Here is a 16,240-nt window from a genome sequence, read left to right as displayed (position 1 = left end):
CCTTATGATTTATAATTTATAAAGCAATGCATTCTTTCTTCGGTATAAGGATATATACAGATGTGCCTTTTTGCAGTATTTCCCTTTGATGGTGCAGAGAATCCACGTGGAAAATAGAACCATCTGTTTCAACTTCGTATCTTAAAATATTCCCTGTCATTGAAATATCTTTAATATAACCTTTGACGGTCCAATTATCTTGTTGAGCAATGGTATCGCTACCTACAGGTACCAATTGTAAAACTTCTGGACGAATGGCCACCTCGTGACCTTTCAATTCTGTAGTGCGAACAAGTTTATAAAAAACATCCATATCTATAACATTATAGTTTCCAATAAAATTTGCAACAAATGTATTGACTGGAGAAACATAAATGTCTGAAGGAGATCCGGATTGTACAATGTTTCCTTCATTCATAATAAAGATTTTATCAGACAGAGTCATAGCTTCTTCTTGATCATGTGTAACAAAGATAGTTGTGATCTCTAATTCTCTCTGTATTCTTTTTAATTCCTTTTGTAAATTTTTTCTGATTTTTGCATCCAATGCGCTTAATGGCTCATCCAAAAGTAACACTTTCGGTTCCATCACAAGTGCTCGTGCAAGAGCAACCCTTTGTTGTTGTCCCCCGGATAATTGATGAGGATAAGATTCTTCCTTACCTGTTAAATCAACCATATCAATCATGTTTTGAACTTTTGATTTAATATTTCTCTCTTTTTTCATTTTAAGTCCATATGCGATGTTATCAAAAACAGTCATATTCGGGAAAAGAGCATAAGCCTGAAACACCATACCAACATCACGCTGCCGCGGTGATAAGTGAGTAATGTTTTTTTGATCTACAAAGATATTTCCTACATCAACTTCTTCAAGTCCGGCAATTGAACGTAATAATGTACTTTTCCCACATCCACTTTGCCCAAGAAGTGTAGCAAATTCGCCTTTTTCTAGTGTTAAAGAAATATTATTTAAAACGACCATTTTATCATATCTCTTGGTAACTTGTTCAATGGTTACATAGGTCATTAGTTTTCACCCTCTAAAGAAGTTATTTCTTCCGAATATGGTTTCTTAAAAAACGAAAGTCTACGTTTCTTGTTTAACAGAATAGGACGCTTAGGATTTCTATACGTAATTTTTAAAATTGCCCATGTTAATAACAAAATGACTAAATAATACGAAATAACAATTGCACTTGAAAGGTGTCCACTGCTATTCAGTTTATCAGAAAGATAAATTTGCAAAGTTTCAAACTGCCCGCCTACTAGTAGTTTTGCAAAAGAAAACTCACTAAACAAAAGTGCAACGGATAAAAGTATCGATACTAAAATACCAGATAGGATATTAGGAAACACTACGGTTCGAAAAGCTTGGAATTTTGTAGCCCCTAATAACTCCGCGGCATCTACAAGTTCGACTGCATTTATGGTACGGAGACTATTGCTAATGCCCTGATACATGAAAGGTAAAATAGTCACAAAATAAGCCCCGATCAAAATCCACGGCGTGCCTGAAATTTGAATTGGTCCATTCGAATATAACTTGATTAACCCAACAGCCCCAACGATTGGAGGTATGCCATAAGGGAGCATTGCTACGGCTTGAAGCACCCCTTCTAATTTACGAAAATAGACAGCTATAATAAAAACGGTTGGAAGCATGATCAGAATACTTAGTCCTACAGTCGTCCCGATCAGAAACAGGGTTCGTTGAAAAGCAGCGAAAAATCGTTCATCTTGAAATAATGCAATGTACCATTTCATGGTCAAAGACTCTGGCAAAATAGTATGGTCCCACTTATCTGAGATAGAAAATAAGAATGTTCCCAATAGCGGAATTAACAAGTAGATAATGAGTAATCCAACCGCCGCTTTATGAAAAGTCAATGAAGATTTCATTGTAAATCCCTCCTAATACGGCGCATCATTCGTTGATTAAACCACATCGCTAGAATCATTGTTGAAACTAAAAGTACACCAAATGCACTACCTAGCTGTGGTTTTAATGTAACATCACTGGAAACTAGAGCCGCAATTTGCAATGATAATAGATTATAGTTACTGCCGACTAATGCATACGCTGTAGCATATGCACCCATTGCATTCGCAAACATGATACTGAATATACCTGCAATACTAGGTAACAGAACTGGCAACCCAATATGAAACCAGAACTTCAGTTTAGAAGCTCCTAATAACGCAGCAGCTTCTTTCCATTGAGCCTTAATCCCTTGAAAAGAGGGGTAAAGAAGCATAATGGCCAAAGGAATTTGAAAGTAAACATAAACAAGAATTAAACCTGTCCAGGAATATAAATTAAAGTGTGAAAACACATTCCATCCAAGTTTGGCAAAAAGTAAAGTAAATAGCCCATTGTTTCCAAGTAAAATAATATAGGAAAAAGAAAGAGGAATCCCTTCAAAATTCGAAGTCATATTGGCAATCATAAGCAATCGGTTTTGAGCTTTCTTTGAGAATTTTGTAAACGAATAGGCGACAACAACTGCCACAATAATTGAAGTTATGGCAGAAAAAAATGAAATAAGAACACTGTTTTGAATTCCTTGCAGGTAAAATTTACTTTTAAATATAGTTACGTATTGATCCAATGAAAGCTTAATACCATCGTCTGCATAAAAGCTATTATTAAACATGGAAGCTAACGGCCCAATTTCAAAGCCAATAACCAGAATGATAAATGGCAGTAAAAGAGCTAATAAATAAAGATTTTGTTTTTTTATTTTGTGCAAGATTTTTCGCTCCTCTATATGTGCTCACAATTTATTTGAATCAATTTAGCATGAAAGCCAAATCGATTCAAATTAGATATGGGGAATGATCTTCTTAAACTAGAGCAAACATGAAAGCTTATATAACAAAGTTTAACTCCTCTTTCGTAATCCTATTTCATGAATGATAACCTGTACTTTTAAAGCACGACCGTCTCTTTCAACCCAGGGAATCTATATGAAATCATTTTTTCGGATTGCTCAATCCCTAAAAGTTCGCATACGAGCGGTGCAAAGGATAATTGCGGAATGACTTCCTCGTGGACTCCCGTTTCAATTCTCGGGCTAATGATGAAAAGAGGTACGTCACGTTCACCATTTGTAATACCACCATGGTTGCCGTATTCACTCATACCATGATCAGAAGTAATTAAAATATGGTAACCTGCTTTCATCCAAATAGGTAGAAGTTGTGCTAACAAGCTGCCCATTTTTAAAATTTGCTCACGATACTCTTTAGATTCCGAACCATAATTTTCTCCTTTTACATCCACTCCCATAGGATGAATGTATAGAAAGTGCGGATCATACTTTCTACGTAAAGCCTCAGCGTCCATCAACACATGACTGTCCGGATAGTCATCATCCCAATAGAACTTTCCGTATTGAATCGCCCTAGATTTATCTTCCTGCTCACGGTCCTCAATAAAATGAAATGGGGCCCGATTGTAAAGTTCACTTACCCAGTAATAAGATGCCGTTGCATTTATTAAGCCGTTTTCTTTTGTTAGATGAAAAAGACTTTTCTCGGTAGATAGACGAACGGTTTGATTTGACGTAATCCCATTCATAGATGCGGGCGTACCTGTCAGTAACACTTCATAAAGTGGACGGGAAAGACTAGGAAGCTCCGACTTTACCTTATAAAGTGCCGCCTGATCCGTTTCAACTAGGTGTTGAATAAATCCTAGTGCTTCACACCCCTTATCGTAGCGCATGCCATCAACAACAATTGCTATAACTTTATTTGACATTTACTAACACCTCTTCTTGCCATAGTTGTGGAAGAGTACTAGCTGTTTTTTCCCATGCTTTTGGGTCTTGAACAGGTGTTGCATTCTTGTATTCCTCTTTTGGAAGTAACTTGTCTGCAATATCACTTGGAAGTTGTACATTACGAATAGGACGAGCAAAGCCTTTCGCCAAGTTAATCTGTCCTTGATCACTTAGGATATACTCTCTAGCCGCCATCGCAGCATATGGATGTTTAGCATATTTATTAATAATGGTGGTATAACCACTTACTACTGAACCTTCTTTTGGAATGCATACGTCAAATTGATTACGATTTATTTGGGTAGCATAACTAAGTGCATTGAAATCCCATACAATTGCCACTTCTACTTCGCCTTTTTCAATATTAGCCGGCTTCGCATCCGTTAGACTAAGGCGGCCTTGTTTGGCAAGCTTAGCAAAAAAGTCAATCCCTGGTTTAATATTTGATTCGCTACCACCGTAAGCCATAGCAGCAGCAAGAACCCCCATTTGATTCTGCGCACCTCGTTGCACATCGCCAATTGTTACCTTGTAATTTCCCTTTAAAATGTCATCCCAAGATTTTGGGGGGTTTTTTACTAAATTTTTATTCGTTAAAAAGGCAATCGTCCCTTGGTATCCAACAACCCAATTCCCTTTATCATCCTTCGCCCATTTAGGTATTTCATCCCAATGTGATGTTTTATATGGAAGGGCCAATCCTTTTTGTACAGCAATTGGAGCAAAAGAAATCCCCAAATCACCGATATCAGCTGTTGCATTTTGCTTTTCGGATTCAAACTTAGCTATTTCTTCAGCGCTGGACAAATCTGTATCAGTATGTTTTAAATTATATTTTTTGCTGATTTCGCCCCAAGTTTGTCCCCAATTTGCCCATGTATCAGGCATACCAACACTATTAATTTCTCCTTCTTTCTTTGCTTTTGTTTCAATTTCTCCGATGGTTAACTTATTTGGGTCATTTTTGACTGGAGCACTAGATTCTTCTTTTGTTCCACATCCTGTTAAACCTAGTAAACTTAAACCTAACACTGCAGCTTGAATAGATCTAATAGATTTCTTGCTCCATTTACGATTCATTAATAATTTCTCCTTTTAATGTTGTTTTTTGTTGATTGTTTACTATTTCATTGTAATTTCTTAATGTAAACTCTATATTAAGGCATTGTTAAGACTTTATATGAAACTTATTTAATTATTTGAAGTAATTTTTCCATTATGAATAAAGGCTAGTCAAAAAAATGTAGCCTTTTAAAGTGTCCATAAAGTCAAATTTTCTGAACACCGCAATTTAACGAGTAGGTTAAATATTTTTGAGGTTGGGTTATGTACATAAATTCATCCATTATTCCATTTTTCAGGTAGTCATTTCCACAATTAACTGGGTAACAAATTATGCTTTCTTCCGATTTAGATGAAAACTACAGGTTCTTCACTCCAGATATCAGGAATTGCTTTGACGTGGTCTTCCGGACGTTTTAAATTGGCGGACAGGGGGGAGGGAAAGACAGTGGCAAACAAAACAAAAAATGACCTCATGTAGCGAGGTCAACAATGTCAAACAATTTCAATTTCAATTTTTTCCAGTCTTTGTATAAAAAATTGTTTCAATATTGTCTCTCAAAATTTCATTTGCTTCAACCTCTGAAAGTTGCTCTTCTCGTGTGAGAACTTTTCTAATTTTGTTCAACGTTATCTCTAAAAAGTCCAGCTCGTTTGACTCCTCTTGGTTCCGAAGTTGTTCAATTTGCTCCTCAAGTCCTTGAATTTGGTCTTTAAGCTGTTTTATTTGCTGTTGAGCTTCAGACTCGGAAAATATCTCCATTATAAAACCTTGTTGAACCCTCTTGACACTCTGCTCAAGTTTTTGGATTTGTTTTCTTTTGGTGTCAATTTCCTCCTTACGGTTTACTGCCTCCCCTTTGTCGGCTCCTTTGATCAGTTCAACATATTCCTCCAGCTTATCAGCATAATGGCCCAGTTCAGTATAGAAAAGCTTTTCAAAATCAGAGAGGTTCGCTCCTCTGTTAGGACAAACTGAATACTGAAACAATATCCTCGTTATAATGACGAGTTTGACAGCTTGAAATTCTCTTTTTATTTCCTCTTGAGGTCTGAAAGGATTGAACACCCCCACAAATGCCGCAAACAATGAGGCCAGAGAATTTATGTTTACCAAGTTTCAAGGAGGGGGTCTGGAGTTCCTTTTCTCCTTAATTACTTGAACTTGTTCCCAGTCCTCCTGAAAAATAAGAGCTTCATGAGTATTTTCAACCAGAATTTGCTCCTCCTTTTTTGTCTTCTTTGTTACTCTTTTTCCATTAACTTTCTTTTGAGTAGTTTTTCCATAGAGTGAATGACCAGCGTAAACCGGATTATTAAGGGTACGAGAAACTCCAGCAGGAGTCCAAATGAGACCAATAGAGGTCACAACATTTTCATGATCAAACTTGAAAGCAATGTCCTTTGTTGACATACCCTCAAGGTAAAGCTTGAACATTTTTTTAATGACAGGAGCGTCCTCACTTGGTTCAAGTTTCTTTGTCTCTTTGTTATATTTATAACCAACTGGATTTTTCTTTCCTAACCAATTACCTTGCTTGACCGACTGTCTGGTTCCCCGAACGAGACGCTTTTTAATTTGTTAGTATTCTGATTTTGCTATTACGGACATAAAGTCTGAAAACATATCGTCAGACTCATTTGAAAAGTCAAAGGTCTTTGACGGAGTCACAACGAGAACTCCGGCATTGACTAACAGCAATTTTATTTGACCAAAGTTAATGACATTCCTTGAAAGTCGGTCAAGGTCAGCGACAACAACAGCGTCATAATAAAATAAGTTGACTTTATCAAGCATTTTTTGAAGTTCCTCACGTTCCTCAAGATCTTGACTGGAACCAACCTCTTTGAACAGTTCCCAATTCCAGTTGTTTTTCTCACAGAGGTCAATAAGAACCGCTGGTTGACGGTTTAAGGTTTCCTCCGTCTCCTCCTCACGACTCTTCCGAACGTAGACAGCAACTTTTGAAATTTTCTTTTCCATTTTCTTTCTCCGTCCTTTGTTTATTACAACGTATATATATTCCTTATTTTGTGATGTTGCAGAATATACTTGAATTGTAAATTAACGAAAGATGCTACCCCGGAGCAAATGAAGGCTGCCGGTCTTGGTGATCATTATGCAAACCATGACGGTGCCTTATTCTATCAAAATGCTTCCAGAGTTCCATGGACAGCCTCCTATATCGCAGCAAAAGGAGACCCCATTGCTAATTTGTATGAAGATATAGCTGTAGAAGAAAAAGCAAGAGCCACCTATCAATGGTTAATTAATTTAAGCGATGACCACGATATCAATGACAGTCTGCGCTTCTTACGCGAACGTGAAATCATCCATTCTCAACGTTTCCAGGAAGCTGTTGAAATACTAAAAAAAGAACGGGATCAAAAGAAAATCTTTTAATAAAAAAAGCGCAAGCGCCCCGTTTAGCGGCGTATAGACTGGAGCGCACCGTATGAGATAAAGGAAACACGAATCGCGTTTTTTGCGATTCGATGTTGACTTATCGTAAGGAAACACGAATCGCGTTTTTTGCGATTCGATGTTGACTTATCGTAAGGAGGTGTGCGAAGTACACTAGCCGCTGGGCGCTGAAGCTGGACAATTCTCAAAGTTCTATAATTTAGCTTCTTATTTTTTTTCGTGATAAAGGTTAATGTCATATTTATTTTTCATCATTTCAAAAACAAGATGCCGGTTTTTCCATTCCTCATCTTTTTTCCAGTAATCCTTACTTCTGTCGACAATTTCACATCTTAATTCATGAAATTCCTTTTCAGCTTTATCTTTCTTTTCCTTAAGTAAATTCATCATGCCATACAAGCCGACAGTAAAAACTAAAAAGGTGAAATTGTTAGAGTCATTAACAAATGCCGAAAACATGGCTGCAAATGAATACGAATAAATACTTGCCACTGTTATATACAAATAGGCAAAGAAGATAGATGCCATTATGATTGTTCCCCATATAGACCATATGTGACGTCGTTTAAATCGGTCAAACTTTTCTTTTCGTTTTCTCACATTTTCAAGCGCTTGCTTAGTGGCTTGGTCTGTATTTTCAAGCAAAAGGATTGGAGAATCCATTTTATCACCCTCCATTTCTCCTTAAATACATATGAACTTGTCCTTCATAATATGATTTTTGCCAAAAAAAAGAGGCGTTTTCCGCCTCTTAGTTATTGAATCAAAGGAATTTTCAAAACCCGTCCTTTTTCAAGTTGGTCGCCCTTTAGATGATTAGCATTTTTTATAATATTCATTCCTGTCGGAGAATGGTAGTACTCTATCGCGATATGATAAAGTGTCTCATGCGGTTGAACTGTATGATAGACGATTTTTTTGGTTTTTGCTGAAGTAATTGGTTTGCTTGAATTAGTTCCTGTCTCAGGACTACTATTCTTGTCTGAATCCTTCCCTATCGGAAGAACTATCACATTTGTTTCTGCCGTTGGAGCTGAAGCTTTTTTATTTGGGCCGGCTTGAGGCTGTGTTGTGGAATCTAAACTCCCATTTGTAGTACTGTTTTCGTTTTCAATTTGATTCGTTACTTTTTTTTTTACAGAGTCATTTGTACTGTCAGCGCTATTGCTATTGTTTTCTTCAAGATTAATTGTTTCATATCCTGCATTCTTTGTATCACTGGAAACCTTTTCAGCCCCGCCTATTTTTTTCTCATGAAGAGAGGAAATGATACTAAAATAGATGATCGGAAGAAGTATAAAAACTAAGACTAATAAACGGATGACTGGATATTTAAGTTTCCATTTCGTTTTCGGTTGTTTTTTTCTGTGCAATTGTCTTCTAGGAGGCAATTGCTCACCATCTTCGGTCTTTTGGTTTATTTTTTCAATTCGTTGCTTTAACCGATCTGCCTGATCTCGATATGGTTCCTCTTTATTCATGAAGCACCCCTTCCTGCTCTTCATCACTGTTTAATCGAGGACGGTATTTTATATAAATACCTAATAAAAAATCAATGACGAAATGCATAATAATCGTAACCGCTAAATTATTAGTCCACTGATAAATGATTCCGATAAAAAAACTAAGCAAAACGATGTTTAAAAACAAAAACCAATTAAAAAGGTATCGATAATGAATGATAGCAAAAATGATACTGGCCAGTACCAGCCCAACCTTTGTTTGAATAATTCCCCGAAAAAGCAATTCTTCACTAAAAGCCACAATTACAGCAATCAACATAATGTTAAGTATATTTTTATTTCGAAACAGCCTTTCATTCAAACCACCATCATCATAAAAAGATGAAGGAAGCCATATCATTAAAATCATATCAACGATAACAACTGCGACACCCATTGGTATACCTATAGAAACCACTTTAACGTCTAACCAGTGGATATTTTTTAAAAATGAGAAATGATCAAATAATAGAATTCCTAAAATGAACGAAATTACGATTAGAATGACTTGTGTCATATACAGATGAAAAAGTAATTCTTTATCCGTCAATCCATTGATTAATTCCCTATACCTATTTTTCATTCACTCAACCCACTATTTAATAAAATTTTAGCAAGATAATCCTTCCATCTCTCTTCAACAGGGGCATTAGTAATTGTATTTTTTGTTTCTTGATAATCGGAAATATGCAGACCGCAATAATCACAGCATGGATATACCTTATTAGTATTTGGTTCTTCAAAGTATTGCAAAATAAATTCACGTTTGCAGGAATTTGCATCGATCCAATTTTTCATTCTAAAAATATTGCTTTTCTTAACTGTCAGCCTGTCATTTACAAATGACTTTATAGCCTTTTGTATTTCACCAAGGTCAATTATTTCTGTTTGTCGTTTGTTTAAGAAATCCTGTACAATTCTCCATTGAATTTCTGTAAAACCGCCATGGTCTTTAAGTGGATCATTTAATTCTAAAAAACCATTAATATGGTTTGGATTTTGCGTAAACTTAGAGAATAGCCAATCAATTTGCTGTTCTGAAGGTATTTCACCTTCTGCAAGCTGAATTGGAAGCTGCTCATCACCGGGAGAATACAAAAAAATAGCAATACTAGGCAAACCATCCCGACCTGCTCTTCCAATTTCCTGAAGATAAGATTCCATTTGCATCGGCATATGATAATGAATGATAAACCGAATATTTTCTTTATTTACCCCCATTCCAAATGCACTTGTTGCACAAATCACATCTAATTGACCGTTGATAAATTGCTGCTGAATTAAAATCCTCGTATCTTGTTCCAAGCCTCCATGATAAGCCATTGCACCGTTGATTCCATTATCCACTAAGAGATTAGCCATCTGTTCAGCTGCTTTTTTACTTGAAAAATAGATAATACCAGGCTTTTTTAGCTTAAAAACAAGGTCAAGTACACGGCTTTGCTTTTCATGATAATCTGCTATTTTTTCGACATAATAGGTAATGTTTGGTCGATCAATCGTTGATTCTACTTTTGTTATTTTTTCTAAATCAAGGGAACGAATAATATCATCCCGCACCTTTTTCGTTGCTGTTGCTGTAAGGGCTAGAGTTAGCGGATTTCCTAGCAATTTACGGATTTCACCCAATTTTGAATAATCAGGTCTAAAATCATATCCCCATTGTGAAATACAATGGGCTTCATCAACGACAAATAACGATATTGAAAGTTCCTGAAGCTTCCTCATAATATAATGAACCCGCAGCATTTCAGGTGAAATAAAAATAAACTTGTATCTTGTTAAATTTCGAAAGGCATTTTTTCTTTCTTTTTCAGTAAGAAATGAATTTAAAGCAATAACCCGTTTTTCCCCAAGTTTCATTAATTGTTCTACTTGGTCCTGCATTAGAGATAAAAGCGGAGAAACTATTAAAATCTGTCCATTTAGGATGTAACCCGGCAGCTGGTAGCATAATGATTTACCAGTCCCTGTGGGCAGCATTGCCACTGTATGATTTCCAGCCAAAATTGAAGAAATAACCTCCTTTTGGCCCGTTTTAAATACTTGGTATCCAAAGTGTTTATTCAAAAGTTTTTCTAGTTCCATTGTCTATCACCATATTTCGCCAATACGAGACGAATTTGAAAATAAGTGGCTACTTCAAGATAATTCCTAATTCGTTTTAGTTGTTTGGTTTCCTCTTGTCGTGATATTTCTAAAATCTCTTTCTGCATATCGTTATCTACATATTCGTCTATTGAGAAATCATCGACGTTCAAAGCGAATTCTACTATGTGATCCTCAATTGTACTTTTCTTTAACCGTCTTTTTCCTGCAATTTGTTCAATTGTATAACCCTGATTCATAAGAATCCATGTTTTACGTGATGATTGTGTCAAGGAATCATCTGGTGTTAGTCCCTTTAAAAGTTCAGGTAATAATCGGAACTGTCCCTGATTTATCTCAACCTTCCCGATCAAAAAGTGGAGAACATTTATAAATTCAATATGATAATCAATAAAATCTATTTTAAACTTTTGGGCCATTTGTAATGGTGTTAATCCAATCTTTTGATATCCTGTTAACCGAAAAACCAGAAATGATGGATCAATATTTTTATCCTCCTCAAAACATTCCATTAATTCCGAAAATAGCAAATTCCCTATTTCATTCCTTGGAACTTGGAAATTTTTCAAAGTCGATTTTAACCAAAAATGAACCTCTTTATTTTTTTGAATTGGAATATATTGCGTTTCATGAAAAACAAGATTGGATGTGACTTGGACAAGAAGTGACAATCTTTCCCAAAATAAAGCTGTTGCATGCTGGTATTCCCATCCATTAATATAGATAGGCAATTGATTTCTTTCTAAATGAGTGTCACCTGTTGGTGTTAACAGAAACCGTTGCACCCCGCATTCACTAATCAACCTTTTTTCTAAGATTTTTTCAATTACATTCTCAAAGGATTCACGTGTTAATGATTCAAAAATGCGAAAAAATTTTTTTAGTGAAAATAAATGGGCATCTTGGATGGTTTGCGAAGATTTTTTTCCATTTAACAGATGATAAATGGAGTATATAGTTCTTTCTCCATCCAATTGTTTTATACAATATAGAATAATATTTTCTATATAAAGCATTCCACCCCACCACTTTTTGCATTATCGACAAAATTAGCTATTTTTCTATTTTATATTTTAACACGAAAAAGGACAATTGTTGTTTAAAAATGTGGAAGATTCGGGAAAAGTAAATATACAGCCAGTTTTTTAAAAGCATTTTTCTATTGAAAAGTTACCCATACAGTTTTACAATAGTAAATGTGATAGGCGTTTCCATATAAACGTGGTAAACGAGTATGCTTAATTTTTGTTATTTCATTGGGAGGTTTTTAATCATGGCAAAGTACACAATTGTTGACAAAGAGACTTGCATTGCATGTGGTGCATGTGGTGCAGCTGCACCGGATATCTACGATTACGATGATGAAGGCATCGCATTTGTAACTCTTGACGATAATGAAGGTATCGTTGAAATTCCAGATGTTTTAATCGATGATATGATGGACGCTTTTGAAGGTTGCCCTACCGATTCTATTAAGGTAGCTGACGAGTCTTTTGACGGTAATCCAAATAAATTCGAATAATTAAATCAGTTAAGCTACTAACCTTCTCCTTAATGGAGAAGGTTTTTCTTTATCCTTACTTATAACAAAAGCAACCAGGGAGTAGAACCTGGTTGCTTTTGTTTTCTATTATGCGTTTTTTATCAAGGATAACTTTTTAATCCATGCTTGCATTCGTATGAACAGTAACATAAAAATTGATGACATAATAACACCTTTCACGATGTTAAACGGAAGGATCGCCGGTACTACTAAATTTCTCATATCAGGAAATTTCAAAAGGGCCGTGTAGGCAGGAAGAATTAAGAAATAATTTAAGATACTCATCATTACCGCCATTGTCAAAGTCCCGACAATTAAGGCAACCGTCATGCCCTTTTTGGTTTTTAATTTGTTATATAAATAATAGGTTGGCAAGATAAACAGGATTCCTGCAAGAAAATTAGCAATATGCCCAACAGGGATTCCCGTTTGACTTCCTGTCATTAAGTAATTAAGGACATTTTTGAAAAACTCGACTAATATTCCTGCAACCGGTCCAAAAATTAAGGCAGCGATAAGCGGCGGGATATCACTGAAATCAATAAATAAAAAATTTGGAAATGGCGGCAGTGGAAAGTTTAACAGCATTAAGAGATATGCGATACTACTGAGCATTCCGATTGAAACAATAGCTTTGACCTTCATTTTTTTCATTTTCCTCTCTCCTTTTTTTGATCCATCAAGTTAGGAAGAGAGGTTCAGCTACAGCCATCTGCCAATGTAAATAAAAAAACCTCAAGATGTTAACTTGAGGGAGTTACAAGGCATGCTTAATAAACGTCCAATTAACTAATTTTTTCGAACGTTCGCAGAACCTCCATCTTCTCCCATCCAGACTATACTGTCGGCTTTGGAATCACACCAAATCCTGCCAAAAAGGCTCGCGGGCTTAAGAGAACACTCTAATACCGCCGATCGGGAATTTCACCCTGCCCCGAAGATAGATCGATATTAAATTACAAATTTATTATACTGGAAAATAGCGGTTTTGTGAATAAAGAATTAAAAGCCGCATACATTGTTGGTCTGCGGCCTTTCTATTACTTAACAATTAAGATTTGTTTCGGCTTAATAACCTCGGACGTTAAGCGGTTTATTTTCTTAATTTTTTCTACGGTGAGATTATTTTCCTCTGCAATGGACGTTAATGTATCTCCGACTTGGACGATATATTCTTTTCCTGTACTTGCAGATTTTTTTCTATCTGATTTAACCGGACCTTCTTCGGATATTGGATGAACATGTGAACTTGCTTCTAAAACATTATTACCTGCACTGGCGACTCCTTTTTGAACTGATTCACCGACCTCTGCTTTCCCCAATAGTTTTTCAGGATCAAATGCGTACTTCTTTTCATATGTCCATTCTAGTTGATGGGTTTCAAAATGGAGATGAACACCTGTTGCTTGTCCTGTTCTTCCCATTTGTCCAATCATATCGCCTTGTTTTATTCCCTGTCCTTCTGCTACAAGACGTTTGTTTAAATGTGCATAAACGGCGACCAACTTATTGGGGTGTTTAACAAAAACCACATTACCATATGTATTGGAATAATAAGATTTAACAACCACACCATCATCAACAGCAAGCACTGGGGAATCTAATCTTCCTGCGATATCGATTCCTTTATGTTTTCCATGCCTTGTTCCGAATGTGTCCGAAATTACTCCATCTGATGGCCAAATCCAGCCAGCCTTTAAATCGTTCTCATTAGGCATACTTGCTTCAGAATGTTTACCGCCCAAAAATAATAAACTGATACAAAGTGCCATTATGATGGCAATTAAAAACCTCTTTATGTAGTCCCGCATTCCTTTCCTCCTTGAATCATATCCTCTCCTACCCACCTTATGTGTACCTATTTGCGTTTAGAACTTATTGGGCGAGCAAGAACGGTGAAACATACTTGTTATAATTTGGAGGTATTCACTTTTTTATTCATAAAAAAGCTGACCAAAAACAAAAGTTGGCCAGCTTTCAATTATCTCATTGTATATTTCGCAAATTCGGAGCAACAGGAACTTTAATCTTTTTTGTTAAATCAAACCGTCCGACTTGATTTATTGGAGCATTTTCAACCTTTACCATATTTACTCCAAATTCCTTTGCAGTTAATAATAAAGCTTCGATGGAATAGATCATATTAGGGTTATCTTTCATATTTACATTTTTATCTATTGTTATAAATAATGTATCATGTATAATGGCAGCATTTTTAATTCGTATTGATGGTGAAAGAGAGGCCTTTAATCCTATTTCCGGCTGGCCTGTTTTCATTGCTTCCAGTGCTGACTTGATGTCTTTAAACATATTTAATGATGGCGTTAAAAAGGGTATATCTTTCCCAACTGGAATATAAAATAAATAGGCATGATTTTTATCAGTTTCTAAATTCAATTCCTTTGTCTCACCAAACTGCCCAAGTTGAATCCCGGGTTGACCATTTGTTGACAGCTTGATTTTTCTCACCCGACTATTTGATGAAACATCCTTTTTTATAACATTTACAAAGTTAATAGCACTTGTTTCACCTTGCATGTATGGATTATTTGCCGGAACATCTACAACAACACTATTCTCTTTATTATTTATTTTAAATGTGGCATTAACCGGGTAATAATCACTTAATCCCCAGTCTTTTTCTGTTAAACCGGCCATTTTTTCAGTAAATAAAGTTAACCACGATCTGTCTTTATGATCGGTAATAATTGTTGAAACAGGGATTAATATTTGTGCCTGCGGGTCCGGTATCCAATAGGTTAATACTTTTCCATTTCCTACTTCTTCATCATAAACAGCTGTTTTTAATCCTGTAGATGAAACCATTAGTTTAGACATTTTTGGAACGGAATCCTCCATTATTTTTGCAGAGGAATCCTGTTTACTTGCTTTCGTTAAGTCTTTACTCTTTTCTTTAAGGCTTAACTTCTTATCAACTGAATATTGTTCTTTACCTGCTTGATCCGTGGAATATTGTGGTCCGCTCATTAATTTGGGTCCTAATATTAGTATAATAACTAAGACGGCAGCTGTGGCAATACCCGGAAACACCATTCTCAATTTTCGCTTCTTTAAAGAAAGATTTTGGTAGATGTCACGAGGATTGCGATGATCTTGTATTTTTGGCATTTGCCTTAGTAATTCTTCGAGCTGTTTATCGCTCCACTCTGACTTTTTCACTATCCAATCCCTCCTTTTCATAGAGCGTTTCCATTTGTTTCTTTAAAGCCTTTAAAGACCGGTGCTGTGTTGTTTTTACTTTACTTTCGGTCCATCCCAATGCCTGTGCCGTCTCGGCAATTGAAAGATCTTGTATAAAACGTAAAATAATAACTGCTCTTTGATCCATTGTGCATAATTCCAAACAATTATATACCCACTTAATTTCCTCTTTTTGAACTGTAATTTCTTCCGGTATGGGATACTCATCCCTCACTTGAATGGTAGACCAATCAAATTTTTCGAATAATCGTTCTTTCCAGCCTTTTTGCTTACGGAAAAAGTCTATAGCAACATTTTTAGCGATAGAAAACAGCCATGTTTTTTCACTGCTTTTTCCTTCGAAACGATCATATGACTTAAATACACGTATATATACTTCCTGAACAAGATCCTCTGCATGCTCTTTGTTTCTAACCATATAAAATAGAAATTGAAAAACGTCATGATGATATTTTTGATATAGTTCATCGAAAACGGAGTCCATCAATTCCCCTCCCCGTTCATAAAATTAGTCGACATATATGTATAAAAAGTTTCACCTTTTAAATATAGACTTTTTTCCAACGAAAAGGAAGGCATTTTTTGGAAA

19 protein-coding genes, 1 pseudogene and 1 riboswitch are annotated in these 16,240 nt (G+C 35.8%); of the genes and pseudogenes, 2 read left to right on the top strand and 18 right to left on the bottom strand.

Annotated elements, in window-relative coordinates:
• Positions 1–16: 16 nt before the first annotated feature.
• From AC3ANV_RS08475 to AC3ANV_RS08435, 9 genes are all read right to left on the bottom strand, one after another.
• On the bottom strand, positions 17–1,030 hold the full coding sequence (locus AC3ANV_RS08475) for an ABC transporter ATP-binding protein (protein WP_488313189.1): 1,014 nt from the start codon (positions 1,028–1,030) through the stop codon (positions 17–19).
• Positions 1,030–1,902: an ABC transporter permease gene (locus AC3ANV_RS08470; protein WP_488313188.1), complete on the bottom strand. Its 873-nt coding sequence runs from the start codon at positions 1,900–1,902 to the stop codon at positions 1,030–1,032. The genes AC3ANV_RS08475 and AC3ANV_RS08470 overlap by 1 nt, the downstream gene beginning before the upstream one ends.
• Positions 1,899–2,753, bottom strand: a complete 855-nt coding sequence (locus tag AC3ANV_RS08465) for an ABC transporter permease (RefSeq protein WP_488313187.1) — start codon at positions 2,751–2,753, stop codon at positions 1,899–1,901. Before AC3ANV_RS08465 ends, AC3ANV_RS08470 begins: the two co-directional genes overlap by 4 nt.
• 179 nt (positions 2,754–2,932) lie before the next feature.
• A complete protein-coding gene (locus AC3ANV_RS08460; protein ID WP_488313186.1) occupies positions 2,933–3,766 on the bottom strand; it encodes an alkaline phosphatase family protein in 834 nt (277 codons plus the stop codon).
• Positions 3,756–4,868: an ABC transporter substrate-binding protein gene (locus AC3ANV_RS08455; protein ID WP_488313185.1), complete on the bottom strand. Its 1,113-nt coding sequence runs from the start codon at positions 4,866–4,868 to the stop codon at positions 3,756–3,758. The genes AC3ANV_RS08460 and AC3ANV_RS08455 overlap by 11 nt, the downstream gene beginning before the upstream one ends.
• 493 nt (positions 4,869–5,361) lie before the next feature.
• Positions 5,362–5,841 carry a hypothetical protein gene (locus AC3ANV_RS08450; RefSeq protein ID WP_488313184.1) on the bottom strand — a complete coding sequence of 160 codons (480 nt, stop codon included), beginning with the start codon at positions 5,839–5,841 and terminating at the stop codon, positions 5,362–5,364.
• Positions 5,816–5,974 (bottom strand): recombinase zinc beta ribbon domain-containing protein, encoded by a 159-nt coding sequence (locus tag AC3ANV_RS08445; RefSeq protein WP_488313183.1) that lies wholly within the window; start codon positions 5,972–5,974, stop codon positions 5,816–5,818. Before AC3ANV_RS08445 ends, AC3ANV_RS08450 begins: the two co-directional genes overlap by 26 nt.
• Positions 5,971–6,264: a recombinase family protein gene (locus AC3ANV_RS08440; RefSeq protein WP_488313182.1), complete on the bottom strand. Its 294-nt coding sequence runs from the start codon at positions 6,262–6,264 to the stop codon at positions 5,971–5,973. The genes AC3ANV_RS08445 and AC3ANV_RS08440 overlap by 4 nt, the downstream gene beginning before the upstream one ends.
• A 168-nt stretch (positions 6,265–6,432) precedes the next feature.
• Positions 6,433–6,834, bottom strand: coding sequence for a recombinase family protein (locus AC3ANV_RS08435; RefSeq protein WP_488313181.1), 402 nt, complete (start codon positions 6,832–6,834; stop codon positions 6,433–6,435).
• 78 nt (positions 6,835–6,912) lie between these two features.
• Here AC3ANV_RS08435 and AC3ANV_RS08430 point away from each other — a divergent pair.
• A pseudogene (locus AC3ANV_RS08430) lies at positions 6,913–7,254 on the top strand (manganese catalase family protein); the annotation flags it as partial.
• A gap of 228 nt (positions 7,255–7,482) precedes the next feature.
• Here the strand turns inward: AC3ANV_RS08430 and AC3ANV_RS08425 are convergent.
• From AC3ANV_RS08425 to AC3ANV_RS08405, 5 genes are all read right to left on the bottom strand, one after another.
• A complete protein-coding gene (locus tag AC3ANV_RS08425; RefSeq protein WP_488313180.1) occupies positions 7,483–7,938 on the bottom strand; it encodes a YpbF family protein in 456 nt (151 codons plus the stop codon).
• 92 nt (positions 7,939–8,030) lie between these two features.
• Complete coding sequence (locus AC3ANV_RS08420) at positions 8,031–8,756, bottom strand: LysM peptidoglycan-binding domain-containing protein (RefSeq protein WP_488313179.1); 726 nt, start codon at positions 8,754–8,756, stop codon at positions 8,031–8,033.
• The gene (locus AC3ANV_RS08415; RefSeq protein WP_488313178.1) at positions 8,749–9,360 is read right to left on the bottom strand and encodes a CPBP family intramembrane glutamic endopeptidase; all 612 of its coding nucleotides are present in this window, start codon (positions 9,358–9,360) and stop codon (positions 8,749–8,751) included. The genes AC3ANV_RS08420 and AC3ANV_RS08415 overlap by 8 nt, the downstream gene beginning before the upstream one ends.
• Positions 9,357–10,865 carry a RecQ family ATP-dependent DNA helicase gene (locus AC3ANV_RS08410; protein ID WP_488313177.1) on the bottom strand — a complete coding sequence of 503 codons (1,509 nt, stop codon included), beginning with the start codon at positions 10,863–10,865 and terminating at the stop codon, positions 9,357–9,359. The genes AC3ANV_RS08415 and AC3ANV_RS08410 overlap by 4 nt, the downstream gene beginning before the upstream one ends.
• The gene (locus AC3ANV_RS08405; RefSeq protein ID WP_488313176.1) at positions 10,856–11,902 is read right to left on the bottom strand and encodes a YpbB family protein; all 1,047 of its coding nucleotides are present in this window, start codon (positions 11,900–11,902) and stop codon (positions 10,856–10,858) included. Before AC3ANV_RS08405 ends, AC3ANV_RS08410 begins: the two co-directional genes overlap by 10 nt.
• A 257-nt stretch (positions 11,903–12,159) precedes the next feature.
• Between AC3ANV_RS08405 and AC3ANV_RS08400 the strand changes: the two genes are divergently transcribed.
• Positions 12,160–12,408, top strand: a complete 249-nt coding sequence (locus AC3ANV_RS08400; protein ID WP_488313175.1) for a ferredoxin — start codon at positions 12,160–12,162, stop codon at positions 12,406–12,408.
• Between the two features lie 108 nt (positions 12,409–12,516).
• Here AC3ANV_RS08400 and AC3ANV_RS08395 read toward each other — a convergent pair whose 3' ends face one another.
• The 4 genes from AC3ANV_RS08395 to sigX all read right to left on the bottom strand — a co-directional run bounded on the left by AC3ANV_RS08395 (position 12,517) and on the right by sigX (position 16,135).
• Positions 12,517–13,083 carry an ECF transporter S component gene (locus AC3ANV_RS08395; protein ID WP_488313174.1) on the bottom strand — a complete coding sequence of 189 codons (567 nt, stop codon included), beginning with the start codon at positions 13,081–13,083 and terminating at the stop codon, positions 12,517–12,519.
• A gap of 161 nt (positions 13,084–13,244) precedes the next feature.
• Positions 13,245–13,375, bottom strand: a riboswitch (FMN riboswitch).
• Between the two features lie 94 nt (positions 13,376–13,469).
• Positions 13,470–14,240, bottom strand: coding sequence for a peptidoglycan DD-metalloendopeptidase family protein (locus tag AC3ANV_RS08390; RefSeq protein WP_488313173.1), 771 nt, complete (start codon positions 14,238–14,240; stop codon positions 13,470–13,472).
• A gap of 175 nt (positions 14,241–14,415) precedes the next feature.
• The gene (locus AC3ANV_RS08385; RefSeq protein WP_488313172.1) at positions 14,416–15,609 is read right to left on the bottom strand and encodes a hypothetical protein; all 1,194 of its coding nucleotides are present in this window, start codon (positions 15,607–15,609) and stop codon (positions 14,416–14,418) included.
• Entirely contained in the window at positions 15,584–16,135 is a 552-nt protein-coding gene (gene sigX, locus AC3ANV_RS08380; protein ID WP_488313171.1) for an RNA polymerase sigma factor SigX, read from the bottom strand. The genes AC3ANV_RS08385 and sigX overlap by 26 nt, the downstream gene beginning before the upstream one ends.
• Positions 16,136–16,240: the final 105 nt, after the last annotated feature.

The sequence above is a fragment of the Neobacillus sp. DFD-2R genome (assembly GCF_057747865.1).
Note: the sequence above shows the minus strand (reverse complement) of the source record. Positions and strands in the feature narration are given on the sequence as shown.

Coding starts and splice junctions, on each gene's coding strand:
- AC3ANV_RS08475 (WP_488313189.1), bottom strand. CDS start 1,030: ATGACCTATGTAACCATTGAACAAGTTACCAAGAGATATGATAAAATG.
- AC3ANV_RS08470 (WP_488313188.1), bottom strand. CDS start 1,902: ATGAAATCTTCATTGACTTTTCATAAAGCGGCGGTTGGATTACTCATT.
- AC3ANV_RS08460 (WP_488313186.1), bottom strand. CDS start 3,766: ATGTCAAATAAAGTTATAGCAATTGTTGTTGATGGCATGCGCTACGAT.
- AC3ANV_RS08455 (WP_488313185.1), bottom strand. CDS start 4,868: ATGAATCGTAAATGGAGCAAGAAATCTATTAGATCTATTCAAGCTGCA.
- AC3ANV_RS08440 (WP_488313182.1), bottom strand. CDS start 6,264: ATGTCAACAAAGGACATTGCTTTCAAGTTTGATCATGAAAATGTTGTG.
- AC3ANV_RS08435 (WP_488313181.1), bottom strand. CDS start 6,834: ATGGAAAAGAAAATTTCAAAAGTTGCTGTCTACGTTCGGAAGAGTCGT.
- AC3ANV_RS08425 (WP_488313180.1), bottom strand. CDS start 7,938: ATGGATTCTCCAATCCTTTTGCTTGAAAATACAGACCAAGCCACTAAG.
- AC3ANV_RS08420 (WP_488313179.1), bottom strand. CDS start 8,756: ATGAATAAAGAGGAACCATATCGAGATCAGGCAGATCGGTTAAAGCAA.
- AC3ANV_RS08415 (WP_488313178.1), bottom strand. CDS start 9,360: ATGAAAAATAGGTATAGGGAATTAATCAATGGATTGACGGATAAAGAA.
- AC3ANV_RS08410 (WP_488313177.1), bottom strand. CDS start 10,865: ATGGAACTAGAAAAACTTTTGAATAAACACTTTGGATACCAAGTATTT.
- AC3ANV_RS08405 (WP_488313176.1), bottom strand. CDS start 11,902: ATGCTTTATATAGAAAATATTATTCTATATTGTATAAAACAATTGGAT.
- AC3ANV_RS08400 (WP_488313175.1), top strand. CDS start 12,160: ATGGCAAAGTACACAATTGTTGACAAAGAGACTTGCATTGCATGTGGT.
- AC3ANV_RS08395 (WP_488313174.1), bottom strand. CDS start 13,083: ATGAAAAAAATGAAGGTCAAAGCTATTGTTTCAATCGGAATGCTCAGT.
- AC3ANV_RS08390 (WP_488313173.1), bottom strand. CDS start 14,240: ATGCGGGACTACATAAAGAGGTTTTTAATTGCCATCATAATGGCACTT.
- sigX (WP_488313171.1), bottom strand. CDS start 16,135: ATGGACTCCGTTTTCGATGAACTATATCAAAAATATCATCATGACGTT.